We start from the raw sequence: 17,072 nt of genomic DNA, 5'->3' as shown, positions 1-17,072 counted from the left end.
AAGGTCGGCTGGGCGTTCGCGTGGCGCACGCTGATCGCCGCCGAGCTGGTCTTCGGGGTGTCGTCCGGGGCGGGCGGGCTGGGCTGGTTCATCTTCGAGAACAAGAACATGCTCGACATCCCGAACGTGTTCGCCGGGCTGCTGACCGTGATCCTGATCGGCCTCGTCGTCGAGAACCTGATCTTCCAGACCATCGAGCGCCGCACCGTCCAGCGCTGGGGCATGCAGGCCTGAGGACAGGCCCGCCGGCGGATCATCCGGCGCAAGCGTCCCGCGATCCGCCCGTCCGGATCCTGCGGCCCGCATCGTGAACCGTCTGATGCGCGTCGTCCCGGACGGGACGGCGACCGAGGATCGCGCCCAGCGGACGCGACCCACCCCCGTGACCTGCCTCGGGTCATGTATATGACATATGAGTGTTGACAGCGCACGCGCGGGGCGTATCGTTCGATCAGACGCCGGCGGACTCGCGAGAGCCAAGATCGGCGCGAAAACAGGTGAGGAACGCCATGACGGCACGGGGCATCATCCGGCTCGTCGGGACGGTCGCGGCCCTCTGTGGGGCGCTCGGCGCGGCGCGCGCCGAGGTTTCGACCGTGCGGCTCGCGAAGCAATTCGGAATCTCCTACCTGCCCCTGACCGTGATGGAGGAGGAGGGCCTGCTGGAGAAGCAGGCCAAGGCGCGCGGCCTCGACGTCAAGGCCGAGTGGCTGCGCTTCACCGGCGGCTCGGGGATGAACGAGGCCCTACTCTCCGGCAACCTCGATTTCGCCTCCGGCGGCGTCGGCCCCTTCCTGACGATCTGGGGCCGGACGCAGGGCAACATCAAGGTCAAGGGCGTGGCGGCGCTGAACGCGATGCCGCTCTGGCTGGTGACCACCAATCCCGCGGTCAAGTCGATCACGGATTTCGGGCCGCAGGACAAGATCGCCCTGCCGACCGCCAAGACCTCGATCCAGGCGATCACCCTGCAGATGGCCGCCGAGAAGGCCTTCGGACCCGGCCAGCAGGCCAAGCTCGATCCGCTCACCGTCTCGATGGGACACCCGGACGCGCAGACCGCCCTGATGGGCGGCCGCTCGGAGATCACCGCGCATTTCGGCTCCCCGCCCTTCCAGGAGATGGAGCTGAAGGACCCGCGGGCGCACAAGGTGCTCGACAGCTACGACGTCATGGGCGGTCCCCACACCTTCAACCTCGTCTGGGCCTCCTCGCGCTTCGTCACGGCCAATCCCAAGGTCACCGCGTCCTTCCTGGCGGCGCTCGAAGACAGCCTGAAGCTGATCCGGGACGATCCGGCGAAGGCCGCGGCCCTCTGGATCAAGGCGGAAGGCGCGAAGATCTCGCCGGCGGAGGCGGAAGCCCTCATCCGCGCACCGCAGAACACCTGGACCACCAAGCCCGAGCGCATGACCGCCTATCTCGCCTACATGAACCGCGCCGGCCTGGTCTCCGCTACGGCCGCCAGCGACAGCGAGCTGTTCTTCCCCCCGCCGGCGGCGGGCGATGCCCCGAAGGAGGCCACGCGGTGACGGTCCCCGTCGGTCACGCCGCCGTCGGGCCGAGCGCGACCGAGGCGCTGCGGGTGCGCGTCCGGCGGGGCGACGCGGTCGCGGACTACGTGGTGCCGCGCCGGGCCAACCAGACGGTGCTCGACGTCGTCACCGAGATCCAGCGCGACCAGGACCCGACGCTCGCCTACCGCTTCGCCTGCCGGGTCGGCATGTGCGGCTCCTGCGGCATGACGGTGAACGGGCGCCCGCGCTGGACCTGCCGCACCCGGGTCGCCGCGGTCGCGCCGGACGGGATGCTGACCCTGGAGCCCCTGCGCAACCTGCCGGTGGTCAAGGACCTCGCGGTCGACATGGAGCCCTTCTTCGAGAAGTGGCGCCGCGCCCACGGCTATTTCGAGCCGGGCGAGAACCCGCCCGACGACTTCGCGACGGTCGCGCCGGACTCGCCCGCGCGCCAGGAGGTCGATGCCGGCATCGAGTGCATCAATTGCGGCGTCTGCTACGCGGCCTGCGACGTCGTCAGCTGGAATCCCGACTACCTCGGGCCCGCGGCCCTCAACCGGGCCTGGACGCTCGTCAACGACGTGCGCGACCAGGATCGCGACGGGCGGCTCGCCGCGGTGGCGGGCGATGCCGGCTGCCATTCCTGCCACAGCCACATGAGCTGCACCGAGCATTGCCCGAAGGGCCTGAGCCCGACCTTCTCGATCGCGGGCCTGAAGCGCGAGACCGGCAAGGCGGCGCTCCGCCGGTTCTGGAGGCGCGGATGAGCCCGCTCCTGTACCTCGCCCAGCGCGGCACGGCGGCGATCCTCGCGGTCACGGTCGCGGTCCATCTCGGCACGATCCTGTACGCGGTGCGCGGCGGGCTCACGGCCGGCGAGATCCTGGGCCGGACGCAGGGCAATCTGGCCTTCCTGCTGTTCTACGCGGTCTTCGTGCTGGCCGCCGCGATCCACGCCCCGATCGGCCTGCGCAGCATCCTGCGCGAGTGGACCGGCTGGCGCGGCCGCTCTCTCGATCTCGCGATGATCGCCCTGTCGGCGCTGCTCGCCGGGCTGGGTCTGCGGGCGGCGCTGGCGGTGTACTGGGCATGAGGGCTTCCACGACGCCTCCCCTGCGGACCGGCCTGACCCGCGCGTCCCTGCGCCGCCCCGGCTTCGCCGCCGCGCTGATCCACCGCCTCTCGGGGATCGCCCTGGCGCTGTTCCTGCCTATGCACTTCATCGCGCTCGGCACCGCGCTCCGGGGCGCCGACCGGCTCGAGAGCTTCCTCGGCCTCACCCAGAACGGCTTCGTCCGCACCGCCGAGTGGGGCCTCGTCTGTGCGCTCGCCGTCCACATGGCGCTGGGGCTGCGGGTGCTCGCCATCGAGTGGCTGCGCTACCGCGAGCGCACCGCCCTCGTCGTCTCCGGCTGCCTCGCGACCGCCTTCGCGGTCGGCCTCCTGTTCCTCCTCAGCGGGGCCTGACCCCCGCCCCGCGCCCATCGCCCCCGCCACCGGAGACCCGCCATGGATCTCGACATCCGCGAATTCGAGGAGGTCTGCCGCGACCTCTACGTCCGCGCCCTGAAGATCCTGCCGCCCGACATCAAGGCGGGCTTCGCCGACCTGCAGCGCACCGAGACCAGCGCCACGGGCCGGGCCATCCTCGACACGATGGTGGAGAACGTCGCGGTCGCGGAGCGCACGAAGAACATCCTCTGCCAGGATACCGGCATCCCGATCTACAACGTCGTGATCGGCGCCGACGTGCGCTTCGACGGCGCCGCGCTCAAGGCCGCGATCCGGCGCGGCTGCGAGCGGGCCACGAAGGAGTTCTCCCTACGCTCCTCGGTGGTCCATCCGATCACCCGCAAGAACGAGCAGACCTCCTGCGGCATCCGGGTGCCGATCATCCACGTCGACTTCGACGACCGGCCCGAGACCGTGGCGGTCGAGATGATCCCGAAGGGCTCGGGTTCCGAGAACGGCTCCTTCCTGCAGATGCTGCTGCCCTCGGACGGGATCGGCGCGGCCAAGCGCTTCGTCATCGACCGGGTGATCGAACTGGGCGGCCGGGTCTGCCCGCCGACCATCGTGGGCGTCGGGCTCGGCGGCACCTCGGACCTGTGCATGCACCTCGCCAAGGTGGCGGCGACCCGGCCGCTGCGCTCGGTCTGCGCCGATCCCGAAGGTGCCCGGATCGAGGCCGAGCTGTCGCGGGCGGTGAACGAGCTCGGCATCGGCCCGCAGGGGCTCGGGGGCCGGTCGACGAGCTTCGCTGTCCATGTCGAACTCGCCGCGACCCACATCACCCAGAACCCGGTCGCCGTGAACATCCAGTGCCACTCGGCCCGCCGCGCCCGCGCGACGTTCACGCCCGGCGGCATCGCGTTCGATTGAGGAGCAGACCGTGGCCCACCACGTCCTCGACATGCCGGCCGGCGAGGCCGAGATCCGGGCGCTCCGGATCGGCGACACCGTCACCCTGCGGCGCTGGCTGTTCGGCATCCGCGACGCGACCCTGATCCACATGTTCGACCGGGACCGCCGCACCCGGCTCGACCTCGACGGCCACGCGGTGATCCACACCGCGCCGAACGTGCACCGCGTCCCGGTCTCCAACGAGGCGCCGGTCGGCTTCGCGCCGTTCTGCATCGGCACCACCACGTCGATGCGCATGGAGCGCTTCACCGACGCCCTGATGGAGCGGGAGGGCGTGCGCCTCATCGTCGGCAAGGGCGGCATGGGGCCGGCGACCCTCGACGCCTTCGCGCGGCGCGGCGGCGCCTACCTGGCGATCGTCGGCGGCGCGGCGGCCCTGGAGACCACCTGGATCGAGACGATCGTGGACGTCGATCTCGACGATCTCCACCCCGAGAGCCTGTGGCAGTTCGCGATCCGCGATTTCGGGCCGCTGCTGGTCGGCATGGATTCGCACGGCGGCTCGCTCTTCGCCGACGTGCAGCGCGACGTGGCCGCCCGGCGCGACGCGGTGCTGGCTTCCCTGGAGGAGGCCCGATGAGCCTCGAACAGGTCGAGACCGACATCCTGATCCTCGGCTCCGGCGGGGCCGGGCTGTTCGCCGCGCTCCACGCCAAGAAGGTCGCGCCCGACCTCGACGTCACCGTCGCGGTGAAGGGTCTGCTGGGGAAGTGCGGCTGCACCCGCATGGTCCAGGGCGGCTACAACGTCGCGCTGGCGCCGGGCGACTCGGTCGAGCGGCACTTCATGGACACGATCGAGGGCGGCAAGTGGCTGAACGACCAGGCGCTCGCCTGGACGCTCGTCACCGAGGCGCAGGTGCGGATCCGCGAGCTGGAGACCGAGCTCGGCTGCTTCTTCGACCGCAACCCGGACGGGAGCGTCCACCAGAAGGCGTTCGCCGGCCAGACCTTCGACCGGACGGTGCACAAGGGCGACCTCACCGGCATCGAGATCATCAACCGCCTGTCCGAGCAGGTCTGGCGGCGGGACGTGCACCGCCTGGAGGATCACCGCGCCCTGGAGCTGATCCCGGCCCGGGACGGGTCGGGGCTGGCGGGCGTGCTGATGCTCGACATGCGCACCGGCGTGCCGAAGCTGGTGCGGGCCAAGGCCGTGCTGCTCGCCACCGGCGGCGGGCCGACCATGTACAAGTACCACACGCCGTCCGGCGACAAGTCCTGCGACGGGCTCGCCATGGCGTTGCGCGCCGGGCTGCCCTTGCGCGACATGGAGATGGTGCAGTTCCACCCGACCGGCCTGCTCGCCGGCGCCGGCACCCGCATGACCGGGACGGTGCTGGAGGAGGGCCTGCGCGGGGCCGGCGGCTGGCTCCTCGATTCCACCGGCCAGCGCTTCATGGAGGCCTACGATCCGCGGGCCGAGCGCGCGACCCGGGACGTGGTCAGCCGCTCGATCATGCGGCGGCTGCGCGAGGGGTTCGGCACGCCGAGCGGGGGCGTCCACATCCAGATGAGCCATCTCGGCCCCGAGGACGTGCGCCGCCGGTTCAAGGGCATGGTCGAGCGCTGCGCCGATTGCGGCTTCGACCTCGCGGGCGGCCTCGTCGAGGTCATCCCTACGGCCCATTACATGATGGGCGGCCTCCAGTTCGCGGTCGACTGCACCACCGCGCTGCCGCGCCTCTACGCGGCCGGCGAGGATACCGGCGGCGTCCACGGGGCGAACCGGCTGGGCGGCAACGGCGTGGCGAATTCCACGGTGTTCGGGGGCTTGGCCGGCCAGTCCATGGCCCGGGCCGTCCGGCGCGAGGGCCGCCTCGCCGAGCCCGACCCCGCCGCCATCGCGGCGGGCCTCGCCCGCGCCTACGGCCCGCTCGGCCGGCCGGCGGGGTCGCTGCCCGAGATCCGCGAGGCGCTCTACGAGACGATGTGGGCCGATGTCGGCATCCTGCGGGACGCGGCCGGCCTGACCCGGGCGCTCGCCACCCTCGACGGCCTCTCCGACGCGGTCGCCCGGGCCGGCGCGCCGGACGGCGACCGCCGCTACGCGCTGACCTGGATGGACCGGCTGAACCTCGAGAACCTCGTCCTGGTCTCGCAGGCCGTCGCCCGGGCGGCGCTCGCCCGCACCGACAGCCGCGGCGCCCATTTCCGCGAGGATTTCCCGGAGGCCTCGGATCTCGCGACCTCCCACTACACCGTGGTGCGTCAGCGCGGCGGGGCGCTCGACGTTGCGATGGAGCCCGTGCACTTCACCCATGTGCGGCCGGGGGGCTCTCTCCTCGACGCGGCCGCCTGAGGGGACTTGAGCCATGCAGACCCTGCGCGGCGCCGACATCGTGGCCCGGACCCTGGAGGCGCTCGGCGTCACCCGGATCTTCACCCTGTCGGGCAACCACATCATGCCGGTCTTCGACGCCCTGCTGGAGACCGGGATCAGCCTCGTCCATACCCGCCAGGAGGCGGCCTGCGTCCACATGGCCGACGCCTGGGGCCGGCTGACCGGCGAGGTCGGCGTCGCGCTGGTCACCGGCGGGCAGGGCCACACCAACGGCGCGGCGGCGCTCACCACGGCGCTCGCCGCGGACTCGCCCGTTCTGCTGCTCTCCGGCCATGCCGGCCTGTCCGAACTCGGGCGCGGCGCCTTCCAGGAGCTGGCCCAGGCCGACATCGCCCGGCCGATGACCAAGGCCGCCTGGACCGCCGGCTCGGTCGCCGCCCTCGGGCCGGACCTGGCCCGGGCCTTCCGGATCGCCCGCGAGGGGCGGCCCGGCCCGGTCCATCTCAGCCTGCCGGTCGACCTGCTGGACAGGGCCGTCCCCGCCGCCTCGGTGCGGATCCCGGACCGGGCCGCGGCCGCCATCCGGACCGCCGAGCCGACGCCGGATCTCGTGGCCGACCTGCGCGCCGCCCTCACCGGGGCTGAGCGGCCCCTCGTCGCCTGCGGCCCGGCCCTGTGCGACGCCTCCGGCCGGGCCGCCCTAGCGGCGCTGGAGGAAGCCCTCGGCCTGCCGGTCGTCGGCATGGAGAGCCCGCGCGGGATCAACGACCCGGCGCTCGGCGCCTTCGCGGAAATCCTGGCGCGGGCCGACCTCCTCGTGCTCCTGGGCAAGCCCCTCGACTTCACCCTGCGCTTCGGCGCCGCCCCCGCCCTTGCGCCCGACTGCCGCTTCGCCATCGTCGATTCCGATCCGCCGCTCCTCGCCCGCGCTCCGGCGGACCGCCTCGCGGTCTCGGGGCTCGCCGATCCGCGGCCGGTGCTGGCGGCGCTGACGGCCCAAGGCGGCCCGCGCCGCTGGGACGCGTGGCACCGGGAAGCGCGGGCCGCCCTCGCCTACCGGCCGCCCGGCTGGGCGGATCTGCGCGGGACGGGGCAGCGCCTGCACCCGGTGGAGCTGTGCCGTGCGGTCGACGGATTCCTCGACCGCCACCCGGACGGCACGCTGATCTGCGACGGCGGGGAGATCGGCCAGTGGCCGCAGGCCCTGGTCCGCGCCGGGCGCCGGCTGATCAACGGCGTCTCGGGCACGATCGGCGCGTCGATCCCCTTCGCGATCGCCGCCGCCCTGGAGCGCCCCGGCGCCCCCGTGGTCGCGGTGCTGGGCGACGGCACCTTCGGCTTCCACATGGCCGAGTTCGACACGGCCGTGCGCTATCGAATCCCGTTCATCGCGGTGGTGGGCAACGACGCGCGCTGGAACGCCGAGCACCAGATCCAGCTGCGCAGCTACGGTCCGGAGCGGACGCGCCACTGCGACCTGCTCCCGACCCGCTACGACGCGGTCGTCCAGGCGCTCGGCGGCTTCGGGGCGCTGGTGACCGAGGCCGCCGACCTCCCGGCGGCGCTGGAGGCGGCCCATGCCAGCGGCCTGCCGGCCTGCGTCAACGTGATGATCGAGAGCGTGCCGGCGCCGGCGATCCGCCGCTCCGGCTGAGGAGAGCGGTCTCAGGGCACGGAATGGCCGTGGCGCCGTCTCTGCCGAACGGGGCGCGGGGTCCCCTCTCCCGTGCGGGAGAGGGGGCAGGTCGCGTCCACCAAGCGCGTCGGCGCGACGGTCGGGCACCGTCGATTGAGGGAGGGGAAACATGCGYAGACGCGACCTTCTGGCGGGCGGTGCCGCGCTCGCGATGAGCCCCCGTCCAGCCTGGGCGGAGGTCGGCGCGGTGGCGATCGCCCGCCAGCCGAGCCTCGGCCACCTGCCGCTGATGCTCATGGAGGAGCAGGGCCTGCTGCAGAAGGCGGCGGCCGCCCGCGGCGTGGCGGGGCTCCAGGCCCGCTACCTCACCCTCGCGGGCGGGGCCGCGATGAACGACGCCCTGCTCTCCGGGCAGATCCAGTTCGCGGCCGGCGGCGTGCCGCCCCTCGTGCTGCTCTGGTCGAAGACCGAGGGCACCGCCATGGCGGTGAAGGGCGTGGCGGCGATGAACAGCATGCCGCTCCTGATGAATACCAGCAACCCGAAGGTGCGCACGCTCGCGGACTTCACCGACCGGGACAAGATCGCGCTCCCCGCCGTCAAGGTCTCGGTCCAGGCGATGTTCCTGCAGATGGCCGCCGAGAAGGAGTTCGGCGCGGCCCGCCGCAACGACCTCGACCGGCTCACCGTCACCCTCTCCCACCCTGACGGGATGACGGCCCTCCTCGGGGGCACCGAGGTGACGGCACATTTCACCGCCGCGCCGATCCAGGAGCTGGAACTGCGCCGGCCCGGCATCCACACGGTGCTGAACAGCTTCGACGTGCTGGGCGAACCCTCGACCTTCAACGTGGTCTGGGCCTCCGGGGCCTTCGCGGCGGCCAACCCGCAGGTCTTCGGGGCCTTCGGGGCCGCCCTGGACGAGGCGCTCGCCGCGATCGAGGCCGACAGGGCGGAGGCGGCCCGCGCCTACGTGCGCCTCGCCCGCGACGGGAGCGATATCGGCCTCATCACCGAGATCCTGAACGACCCGCAGGTGTCCTTCACGGCGACCCCCCGGGCGGTCGGCAAGGTCGCGGACTTCATGGCCCGCACCGGCACGATCCGGCGCCGGCCGGAGAGCTGGAAGGATCTGTTCTTCCCGGCCGTTCACGACAAGGCGGGCAGCTGACGCCCCGCCGGCCGCGCTCAGCTCTGCAGCAGGCCGGGCAGCGCCAGGGCCGTCGTGGTCAGGCCGATCGCGGCGAGCAGGGCGAGGACGAGCGTGCGGAAGCGGCGCTGGTCGATCCGGGCGAACAGCGAGAGGCCGGCGAGCACGCTCACCAGCACCACCGGCAGCGCCAGGGCGAGATCGCCGAGGAGCTCGGGCGGCAGCGGATCGAGGTAGACGAGGATCGTCAGAGCCCAGACCTGCATCACCAGGGTGAAGGATTGGTAGACCGCCCGCTGGGTGCGGGGCTCCCAGCCGCGCACGAGGCTCCAGGCGGTCGGCAGGGCGCCGGACAGGCCGGCGATGCCGCCCAGCACGCCGCCGAGGAAGCCGATGGCGCCGTCGCTCCAGCGGTTGCCGAATCCCACCCGGTAATCGGCGCGCAGCAGCGCGACGCCGCCGCTGTAGAGGATCAAGAAGAGACCGATCGCGACCTTCACGAAGCGCGGATCGAGGTCGTGCAGCAGATGGATCCCGATCGGCGCGCCGACGAGGCCCGGCAGGATCATCGCGAAGGCGGTGCCGCGCGGCGGCCAGGTCCGCAGGCGCAGGATCGAGATCGCCTGCGAGAGGATGCTGCAGACGAGGACCAGGGCGGTCGCCTCGACGGGCGTGCGGATCGACAGCAGGGTGCCCGAGGCGATCAGCGCGAAGGCGAAGCCCGTGAGGCCCGAGATCAGGCCGGCGCAGCCGACGCAGAGGATGAGGAGGAGCGTCTCCGTCATCGGGGGCGCCCGACCCGGCCTGTGCCAGACGCGTACGCGACCGCCATCCTCGTCCTCCCGGTCCCCGTCCCGCCGGGGCGGGTTCTGTTTGGAATGTATCTTATATAAGACTCGGCGGCCGGGGCAAGGCATCGGACAATGCGCCGGGTGAGGCGCGCGATTTCCGAGGAGCGGTCCGAACGAACGTTCGCGGGTCGCATCGGTCCCTGCGTCAGGGCGGGCAGCCGGGACATGCCGCGCCTTCCGAGGCTGTCCGATTCATTCCTCGTGGGACGCGATACCGCTGCAGAGCTCGGCGCGGGTCCCCTCTCCCGTGCGGGAGAGGGACAGGGTGGGGGATCATGCCTCTCCGCAACAGGCTCTCCAGGCAAGAGGCTCTTCAGACAAAAGGCTCTCCGGGCCGCCCGGCGCGGGCGCACTTAATCCCGACTCGTCTCGTCCCTCACCCCAACCCTCTCCCGCGCTGTAGAGGGCGCGCGTCGCGCCGCGCAGGACCGGACGCCCCCACCCCCGAACCAACGAAATCACCCGCACCCCTCAATCGGCCGTTGACGTCCGCCATCTCATGGGTCTTATATAAGACTAGTCGCCGCTAAGAAGCCGACGACGCAGATCAGGAGGACCGCATGAGCAGCCACGCCGCGTCCGGCGAGGGGCACCGCAAGCCGCATCTTCTCGCCCATTCCCCCCAGGACAACGTCGCCGTCGCGGTGATCGAGGGCCTGAGCGCGAACACCGACGCCTTCGGGGTGATCACCGAGAACGACAGCACCTTCGAGGTCGCCGTCCGCCACGACATCCCGATCGGCCACAAGGTCGCGCTCACCGATCTGAAGGTGGGCGATACGGCCATCAAGTACGGCCAGGACATCGGCAAGGTCATCAAGGACGTCGCCAAGGGCGAGCACGTCCACGTCCACAACGTCAAGACGAAGCGCTGGTGAGGTGACGATGTTCAAGGAAGCTGCTCAGCTCGAACACGAGATCGCCACCCCCTTCGTCGGCGGTGCGCCCGATCAGTTCGCCACCCAGGCGCTCGCGACCAAGCGCGCCTCGCAGAACTACGAGGCCGCCACCTTCATGGGCTGGCGCCGGGAGAACGGCCGGGTCGGCGTGCGCAACCACGTCGTGCTCCTGCCGCTGGACGATCTGTCCAACGCCGCCTGCGAGGCGGTCGCCAACAACGTGAAGGGCACGATGGCGCTGCCCCACGCCTACGGGCGCCTCCAGTTCGGCGAGGATCTGGACCTCCACTTCCGCACCCTGATCGGCATCGGCTCGAACCCGAACGTCGCCGCCGTCGTGGTGATCGGCATCGAGGACCAGTGGACCAACCGCGTGGTCGAGGGCATCGCCAAGACCGGCAAGCCCGTCATTGGCTTCGGCATCGAGGGTCACGGCGACATCGCGATCGTCGCCAAGGCGAGCTACCAGGCCAAGCGCTTCGTGCAGTGGGCCACCGAGCTCCAGCGCGAGGAATGCCCGATCGCCGACCTCTGGGTCTCGACCAAGTGCGGCGAATCCGACACCACCACCGGCCTCGCCTCCTGCCCCACCGTCGGCAACATGTACGACAAGCTGATCCCGCACGGGATCTACGGCGTGTTCGGCGAGACCTCGGAGATCACCGGCGCCGAGCACCTCTGTCGCGAGCGGGCGATCAGCCCGGACATCGCCGACAAGTGGTACACCATGTGGAAAGCCTACCAGGACGACGTGATCGAGGCCCACAAGACCGACGATCTGTCCGACTCGCAGCCGACCAAGGGCAACATCGTGGGCGGTCTCACCACGATCGAGGAGAAGGCGCTCGGCAACCTCGAGAAGATCGGCCACGAGTGCCGGTTCATCGACGCGCTGCAGCCGGCGGAGGCCCCCGCCAAGGGACCCGGCCTCTACTTCATGGACACGTCCTCGGCGGCGGCCGAGTGCGTGACCCTGATGGCGGCGGCCGGCTACGTGGTCCACACCTTCCCGACCGGCCAGGGCAACGTGATCGGCAACCCGATCGTCCCGGTGATCAAGATCACCGGCAATCCCCGCACCGTGCGCACCATGGGCGAGCATATCGACGTCGACGTCTCGGGCGTGCTCAGCCGCGAGATGACCATCCCGCAGGCCGGCGACGCGCTCATCGACATGGTGGTGCGCACCGCCAACGGCCGGCTCACGGCGGCCGAGTCCCTCGGCCACCGGGAATTCGTGATGACGAAGCTCTACCGCAGCGCCTGACGCACAAGTCCCGCGCCCGCGGACCGCGATCCGGTCCGCGGGCGCAGCCCCGACGCCACGGGGTCAGGACCACGAGGGAGCGCACGACCGCAGGGGCAACCGCGGCGGCCTCCGTCCCGTCATTCTGGAGGAACGCATGAGGCTGCTTCGGTCGATCTACGGCCAGGTCCTGCTCGGCATCGCGCTGGGCATCGCGGTCGGGGTGTTGGCCCCCGATTTCGCCGTGGGCTGCAAGATCCTCGGCGACATGTTCATCAACCTGATCAAGATGATCGTCGCCCCCGTCATCTTCTGCACGGTCGTGGTCGGCATCGCGCATGTCGGCGACATGAAGACCGTCGGCCGGATGGGCCTGAAGACCATCCTGTACTTCGAGGTCGCCACGACGGTGGCGCTCACCGCGGGCCTCCTGTTCGTCAACCTGCTGCGGCCGGGCGACGGTGTGAACGCCACCGTCGACAGCCTCGACGCCAAGCTGGTCGCCGGCATCGCCGGCAAGGCCCACGCGCAGTCGCCGATGGAGATCATCGCCAACATCATCCCGCACAGCGCGGTCGACGCCTTCGCCAAGGGCGACCTGATCCAGGTGATGTTCTTCTCGGTGCTCGTCGGCATGGGTCTGGCGATGCTGGGCCGGCGCGGCGAGTTCCCGCTCAAGGTGGTCCACGCCTTCGGCGACGTGCTGATGAAGGTCGTCGGCCTGATCATGCACTTCGCGCCGATCGGCGCCTTCGGCGCGATGGCCTTCACCATCGGCAAGTTCGGGCTCGGCATCCTCGCCCAGTACGGGATGCTGATCGTCTCGCTCTACCTGACCTTCATCGTGTTCATCGCGGTCTTCCTCGGCGGCGTGATGCGCTTCTACGTCGGCCTGAGCCTGTGGAAGCTGTTCCGCTACAGCCGCGAGGAGCTGTTCATCCTGCTCGGAACCACGAGCACGGAATCGGTGCTGCCGCGGATCATGGCCAAGCTCAACGGGCTCGGGGTCGACAAGAGCGTCACCGGCCTCGTGATGCCGGCCGGCCTGTCGTTCAACATGGACGGCTCGTGCATCTACCTGACCATGGCGATCGGCTTCATCGCCCAGGCCCTCAACATCCCGCTGACCTGGGAGCAGGAACTCGGCATCCTGGCCATCGCGCTGGTGACCTCGAAGGGCGTCGCGGGCGTGGCGGGTGCCATCCTGTTCGTGCTCGCCGCGACGCTCCAGGCCTCGCAGCTCCTGCCGGTGGCGGGCATCGCCCTGATCATCGGGGTAGACCGCATCCTGAACGAGCTGCGCTGCGTGACCAACGCGATCGGCAACATGGTGGCGACCCTCGTGATCGCCCGCTGGGAGGGCAAGATCGACCTCGCCCATGCCCGCGCGGTGCTCGACGGCCGCATCACCCCGGACTTCGACCTCCTCGACGACGAGGACGCGGTGGCGGATGCGATCCCCGCCCGCGAGCCGGCGGCCGCCTTCCGTCGCCCCCTCCCCGCTGCCGTGCCGGCGACCTGAGAAGGACCCTCCATGCCCAAGGTCATCATCAGCGAGTTCATGGACGAGGCGGCGATCGCGGCCGAGCTCGCCGGCTTCGACGTGGTGTACGATCCCGGCCTCGTCGACCGGCCCAACGATCTCGCCGCGGCGGTTGCGGAGGCCGACGCCCTGATCGTGCGCAACCGGACTCAGGTGCGCGGCGCCCTGCTCGCCGCCGCCCGCGACCTCAAGGTGGTGGGCCGCCTCGGCGTCGGCCTCGACAACATCGATGGGCCGGCCTGCCGGGACCGGGGCATCGCGGTCTATCCGGCGACGGGCGCCAACGACGTCGCGGTCGCCGAGTACGTGGTCGCCACCGCGATGCTGCTCCTGCGCGGCGCCTACGGGGCGACGGCCCGCGTCGCGGCCGGCATGTGGCCGCGCAACGCCCTGATGGGCCGCGAGATTTCCGGCAAGCGCCTCGGCCTCGTGGGCTTCGGCGCCATCGCCCGCGAGACCGCCCAGAGGGCTGCGGCCCTCGGCATGGCGATCGCCGCCCACGACCCCTTCGTCGCCGCGGACGACCCGGCCTGGAACCCGGCCTCCGGTCCCGTGCGGCCCCTGGCACTCGATGCCCTGATCGCCGGGAGCGACGTGCTCTCGCTGCACGTGCCCCTCACCGATCGGACCCGCGGCCTGATCGACGCGGCGGCGCTGGCCCGAATGCCCAAGGGTGCGATCCTGATCAATGCGGCCCGGGGCGGCGTGGTGGACGAGGCCGCCGTGGCCGAATCCCTGCGCGCCGGCCATCTCGGCGGCGCGGCGCTGGACGTGTTCGACCGGGAGCCCCTGGACACGTCGGCCGGCGCCGTGTTCGCGGACGTGCCCAACCTGATCCTGACCCCGCACATCGCCGGGGTGACGCAGGAATCGAACGTGCGCGTCTCCGCCGTCACCGCGGCGGCGGTGCGTCGCCACCTCACGGAGCGCTGAGCCGATGCCGAACCTCACACTGTCGGAGGCCGAGGCCCTGGCCGCCGAGGCCCTCGTCCGCTGCGGCACGGCCGAGGCCGCGGCGCGGAGCGTCGCCCGCGCCCTGGTCGGCGCCGAGGCGGACGGGCTCAAGGGCCACGGCCTGTCGCGGGTGGCGCCCTACGCGGCGCAGGTGCGTGCCGGCAAGGTCGCGGGCGACGCGGTCCCGCGGGCGGAGCGCCCGCGGCCGGGCCTGCTCGCGGTCGACGCCGCCCACGGCTTCGCCTACCCGGCCATCGACCTCGCCCTGGAGGCGCTGCCGGACCTCGCCCGCCAGCAGGGCGTGGCGGCGGCCGGCATCCGCCGCTCGCACCATTGCGGCGCGGCCGGACGCCCGGTGGAGGCCCTGGCCGAGCAGGGCTGCGTCGCCCTGCTCTTCGCCAACACGCCCGCCGCGATGGCGCCCTGGGGCGGTCGTCAGGCGGTGTTCGGCACCAACCCGCTGGCCTTCGCCTGCCCGCTGCCGGGCCGCGCGCCGATCGTCGTCGACCTCGCCCTGTCGAAGGTGGCCCGCGCCAACATCGTCGGGGCGGCCAAGCGCGGCGAGCCGATCCCCGAGGGCTGGGCCCTCGACGCGGAGGGGCGCCCGACGACCGATGCCAAGGCGGCCCTCGACGGCACCATGGTGCCGCTGGGCGACGCCAAGGGCACGGCGCTCGCCCTGATGGTGGAGCTGCTCGCCGCCGGCCTCGTCGGCGCGCGCTTCGCCGGCGAGGCCTCCTCGTTCCTCGACGCCGCGGGCGACCCGCCGGGCACCGGGCAGCTGATCCTCGTCCTCGACGCGACGGCGCTCAGCCCGGACGCGCCGGAGCGCTTCGCGGCGCTGGCGGACGCGATCGAGACGCAGGACGGCGCCCGGCTCCCGGGCAGCCGCCGGCTCGCACTCCGTCGCCGGGCCGCCGAGGCGGGCCTCGACGTCGCCGAAGCCCTCGTCGCCGAGATCCGGGCGCTGTGACGCGGATCGCCTGTGCGGAGGAAAAACCTGTGATTGCTCCCATCGGCAGAGCCACGTAAGCCAGAGGAGGGAGAGGTGCTGGACACAACCTTCGACGCTCTACCCACGGATGGGGCTCTGCGTCGTCACGCGATGGAACGGTCAGGCGAAGGGCAGGCAGGTTCGGGGCGCGCAGATTCGGGAGGCGCCCGCCCGGTCGGCTTCCGCCCGCTCTACCGGCAGGTCTACGACACCCTGCTGAAGCGCCTGGCCGACGCGGTCTGGCAGCCCGGCCAGATCCTGCCCAGCGAGGGGCAGCTCGCCGTCGAGCTGGGCGTCAGCCAGGGGACGGTGCGCAAGGCCCTCGACGCGCTCACCGCCGACAGCCTGCTGGTGCGCCGCCAGGGCCGCGGGACCTTCGTGGCCGATCACGACGACAAGCAGAGCGTGTTCCGCTTCCTGAAGCTGCGGCCGGACGGCGACGGCACCGGCATGCCCACGAGCCGGGTCACCGGGATCGCGGAGGCGATCGCCAGCGCCGACGAGCGCGGGCGCCTCGACCTCGTGCGGTCCGCCCGCGTGGTCCGGATCGAGCGCGTGCGCGCCGTCGACGCGAAGCTGTGCGTGGTCGAGACGATCAGCGTGCCCGCCGGCCTGTTCCCCGGCATCGCCCAGCTCGAGCTGCCGAACACCCTCTACAGCCTCTACGCCGCTCGCTACGGCATCACGATCGCCACCGCCAACGAGCGCCTGAAGGCCGTGGCGATCGGGCCCCGCGAGGCGGCGCTGCTCCAGGTGCCCGCCGGGACCCCCGCCCTGGAGATCGACCGCGTCGCCATCGATCTCGAGGAGCGGCCGGTCGAGTGGCGCCTCTCGACCTGCCTGACGCAGGACATCCACTACCTCTCGGTCCTTCGCTGACCGGGATCCCCTCCGAGGCGTCGCCCCGCGGTCGAAGGCGGGGCGCGCCGAACCGGAACGCCGCTGCGACAGCCTGAACGAGGAGCGCGCCATGACCGATCGCGGAAGACGGGACTTCATGCGGCTGACCGCGCTCGGCGCCCTCGCCGCCGCCGGGGGCGTGCCGCGCGCACGGGCGGGCGACACCGCGACGCTGCCCTTCGGCAACGGCGAGCGGCCGCTCGTGGCCTATCCGGGCAAGAGGCCGCTCCTGCAGATGACCGCGCGCCCGCCGCAGCTGGAGACGCCGTTCGCGGTCTTCGACGAAGGCGCGATCACGCCGAACGACGCGTTCTTCGTGCGCTACCATCTCGCCGACATCCCGACCGAGATCGACGCCGGCGCCTTCCGGGTCGCGGTGACCGGACAGGTCGAGCGCCCGCTTTCCCTGTCGCTCGCCGACCTCAAGGCGATGCCGCAGACCGAGATCGTCGCGGTCAACCAGTGCTCGGGCAATTCCCGCGGCTTCTTCGAGCCGCGCATCGCCGGCGGCCAGCTCGCCAACGGCGCCATGGGCTGCGCCCGCTGGACCGGCGTGCCGCTCAAGGCCGTGCTCGACAAGGCCGGCGTGAAGGCCGGCGCCGTGCAGGTGTCCTTCGAGGGCCTCGACGGACCGGTCCTGCCCGGACCGGTCCTGCCCGAGACGCCGGACTTCGC

General features: G+C 71.9%; 17 protein-coding genes and 1 pseudogene. 17 read left to right on the top strand and 1 reads right to left on the bottom strand.

Annotation, left to right across the window (positions count from 1 at the left end; translation table 11 throughout):
- From ACXJKQ_RS26345 to ACXJKQ_RS26300, 10 genes and pseudogenes are all read left to right on the top strand, one after another.
- Nucleotides 1–234 (top strand): annotated as a pseudogene (locus ACXJKQ_RS26345) (ABC transporter permease); the annotation flags it as partial.
- A 275-nt stretch (nt 235–509) separates the two neighbouring features.
- A complete protein-coding gene (locus tag ACXJKQ_RS26340; protein WP_457108632.1) occupies nt 510–1,532 on the top strand; it encodes an ABC transporter substrate-binding protein in 1,023 nt (340 codons plus the stop codon).
- Nucleotides 1,529–2,284 (top strand): succinate dehydrogenase/fumarate reductase iron-sulfur subunit, encoded by a 756-nt coding sequence (locus tag ACXJKQ_RS26335; protein WP_457108631.1) that lies wholly within the window; start codon nt 1,529–1,531, stop codon nt 2,282–2,284. The genes ACXJKQ_RS26340 and ACXJKQ_RS26335 overlap by 4 nt, the downstream gene beginning before the upstream one ends.
- Nucleotides 2,281–2,610, top strand: a complete 330-nt coding sequence (locus ACXJKQ_RS26330) for a succinate dehydrogenase (RefSeq protein WP_457108630.1) — start codon at nt 2,281–2,283, stop codon at nt 2,608–2,610. The genes ACXJKQ_RS26335 and ACXJKQ_RS26330 overlap by 4 nt, the downstream gene beginning before the upstream one ends.
- On the top strand, nt 2,607–2,984 hold the full coding sequence (locus ACXJKQ_RS26325; protein WP_457108629.1) for a succinate dehydrogenase, cytochrome b556 subunit: 378 nt from the start codon (nt 2,607–2,609) through the stop codon (nt 2,982–2,984). Before ACXJKQ_RS26330 ends, ACXJKQ_RS26325 begins: the two co-directional genes overlap by 4 nt.
- A gap of 42 nt (nt 2,985–3,026) precedes the next feature.
- Nucleotides 3,027–3,899, top strand: coding sequence for a fumarate hydratase (locus ACXJKQ_RS26320; protein WP_457108628.1), 873 nt, complete (start codon nt 3,027–3,029; stop codon nt 3,897–3,899).
- Between the two features lie 10 nt (nt 3,900–3,909).
- Complete coding sequence (locus ACXJKQ_RS26315) at nt 3,910–4,521, top strand: fumarate hydratase C-terminal domain-containing protein (RefSeq protein ID WP_457108627.1); 612 nt, start codon at nt 3,910–3,912, stop codon at nt 4,519–4,521.
- Nucleotides 4,518–6,242, top strand: coding sequence for an L-aspartate oxidase (locus ACXJKQ_RS26310; protein WP_457108626.1), 1,725 nt, complete (start codon nt 4,518–4,520; stop codon nt 6,240–6,242). Before ACXJKQ_RS26315 ends, ACXJKQ_RS26310 begins: the two co-directional genes overlap by 4 nt.
- A 13-nt stretch (nt 6,243–6,255) precedes the next feature.
- A complete protein-coding gene (locus ACXJKQ_RS26305) occupies nt 6,256–7,878 on the top strand; it encodes a thiamine pyrophosphate-binding protein (RefSeq protein WP_457108625.1) in 1,623 nt (540 codons plus the stop codon).
- A 151-nt stretch (nt 7,879–8,029) separates the two neighbouring features.
- Nucleotides 8,030–9,031, top strand: a complete 1,002-nt coding sequence (locus tag ACXJKQ_RS26300) for an ABC transporter substrate-binding protein (protein ID WP_457108624.1) — start codon at nt 8,030–8,032, stop codon at nt 9,029–9,031.
- A gap of 17 nt (nt 9,032–9,048) precedes the next feature.
- Here the strand turns inward: ACXJKQ_RS26300 and ACXJKQ_RS26295 are convergent, their stop codons facing one another.
- Nucleotides 9,049–9,795, bottom strand: a complete 747-nt coding sequence (locus ACXJKQ_RS26295) for a sulfite exporter TauE/SafE family protein (RefSeq protein ID WP_457108623.1) — start codon at nt 9,793–9,795, stop codon at nt 9,049–9,051.
- Nucleotides 9,796–10,421: 626 nt separating this feature from the next.
- Between ACXJKQ_RS26295 and ACXJKQ_RS26290 the strand changes: the two genes are divergently transcribed.
- From ACXJKQ_RS26290 to ACXJKQ_RS26260, 7 genes are all read left to right on the top strand, one after another.
- Entirely contained in the window at nt 10,422–10,739 is a 318-nt protein-coding gene (locus ACXJKQ_RS26290) for a UxaA family hydrolase (protein WP_457108622.1), read from the top strand.
- Between the two features lie 7 nt (nt 10,740–10,746).
- Nucleotides 10,747–12,027: a UxaA family hydrolase gene (locus ACXJKQ_RS26285; RefSeq protein WP_457108621.1), complete on the top strand. Its 1,281-nt coding sequence runs from the start codon at nt 10,747–10,749 to the stop codon at nt 12,025–12,027.
- 136 nt (nt 12,028–12,163) lie between these two features.
- Nucleotides 12,164–13,528, top strand: a complete 1,365-nt coding sequence (locus ACXJKQ_RS26280) for a cation:dicarboxylate symporter family transporter (protein ID WP_457108620.1) — start codon at nt 12,164–12,166, stop codon at nt 13,526–13,528.
- 12 nt (nt 13,529–13,540) lie between these two features.
- Complete coding sequence (locus tag ACXJKQ_RS26275) at nt 13,541–14,482, top strand: NAD(P)-dependent oxidoreductase (RefSeq protein ID WP_457108619.1); 942 nt, start codon at nt 13,541–13,543, stop codon at nt 14,480–14,482.
- A 4-nt stretch (nt 14,483–14,486) separates the two neighbouring features.
- Nucleotides 14,487–15,476, top strand: a complete 990-nt coding sequence (locus tag ACXJKQ_RS26270; RefSeq protein ID WP_457108618.1) for an Ldh family oxidoreductase — start codon at nt 14,487–14,489, stop codon at nt 15,474–15,476.
- Nucleotides 15,477–15,551: 75 nt separating this feature from the next.
- Complete coding sequence (locus ACXJKQ_RS26265; RefSeq protein ID WP_457108617.1) at nt 15,552–16,376, top strand: GntR family transcriptional regulator; 825 nt, start codon at nt 15,552–15,554, stop codon at nt 16,374–16,376.
- Nucleotides 16,377–16,467: 91 nt separating this feature from the next.
- A partial coding sequence (locus ACXJKQ_RS26260; RefSeq protein ID WP_457108616.1) for a molybdopterin-dependent oxidoreductase occupies nt 16,468–17,072 on the top strand: 605 nt, incomplete at its 3' end.

This window comes from Methylobacterium sp. P5_C11 (assembly GCF_054049775.1).
This window is presented reverse-complemented; position numbering and strand designations above follow the sequence as displayed.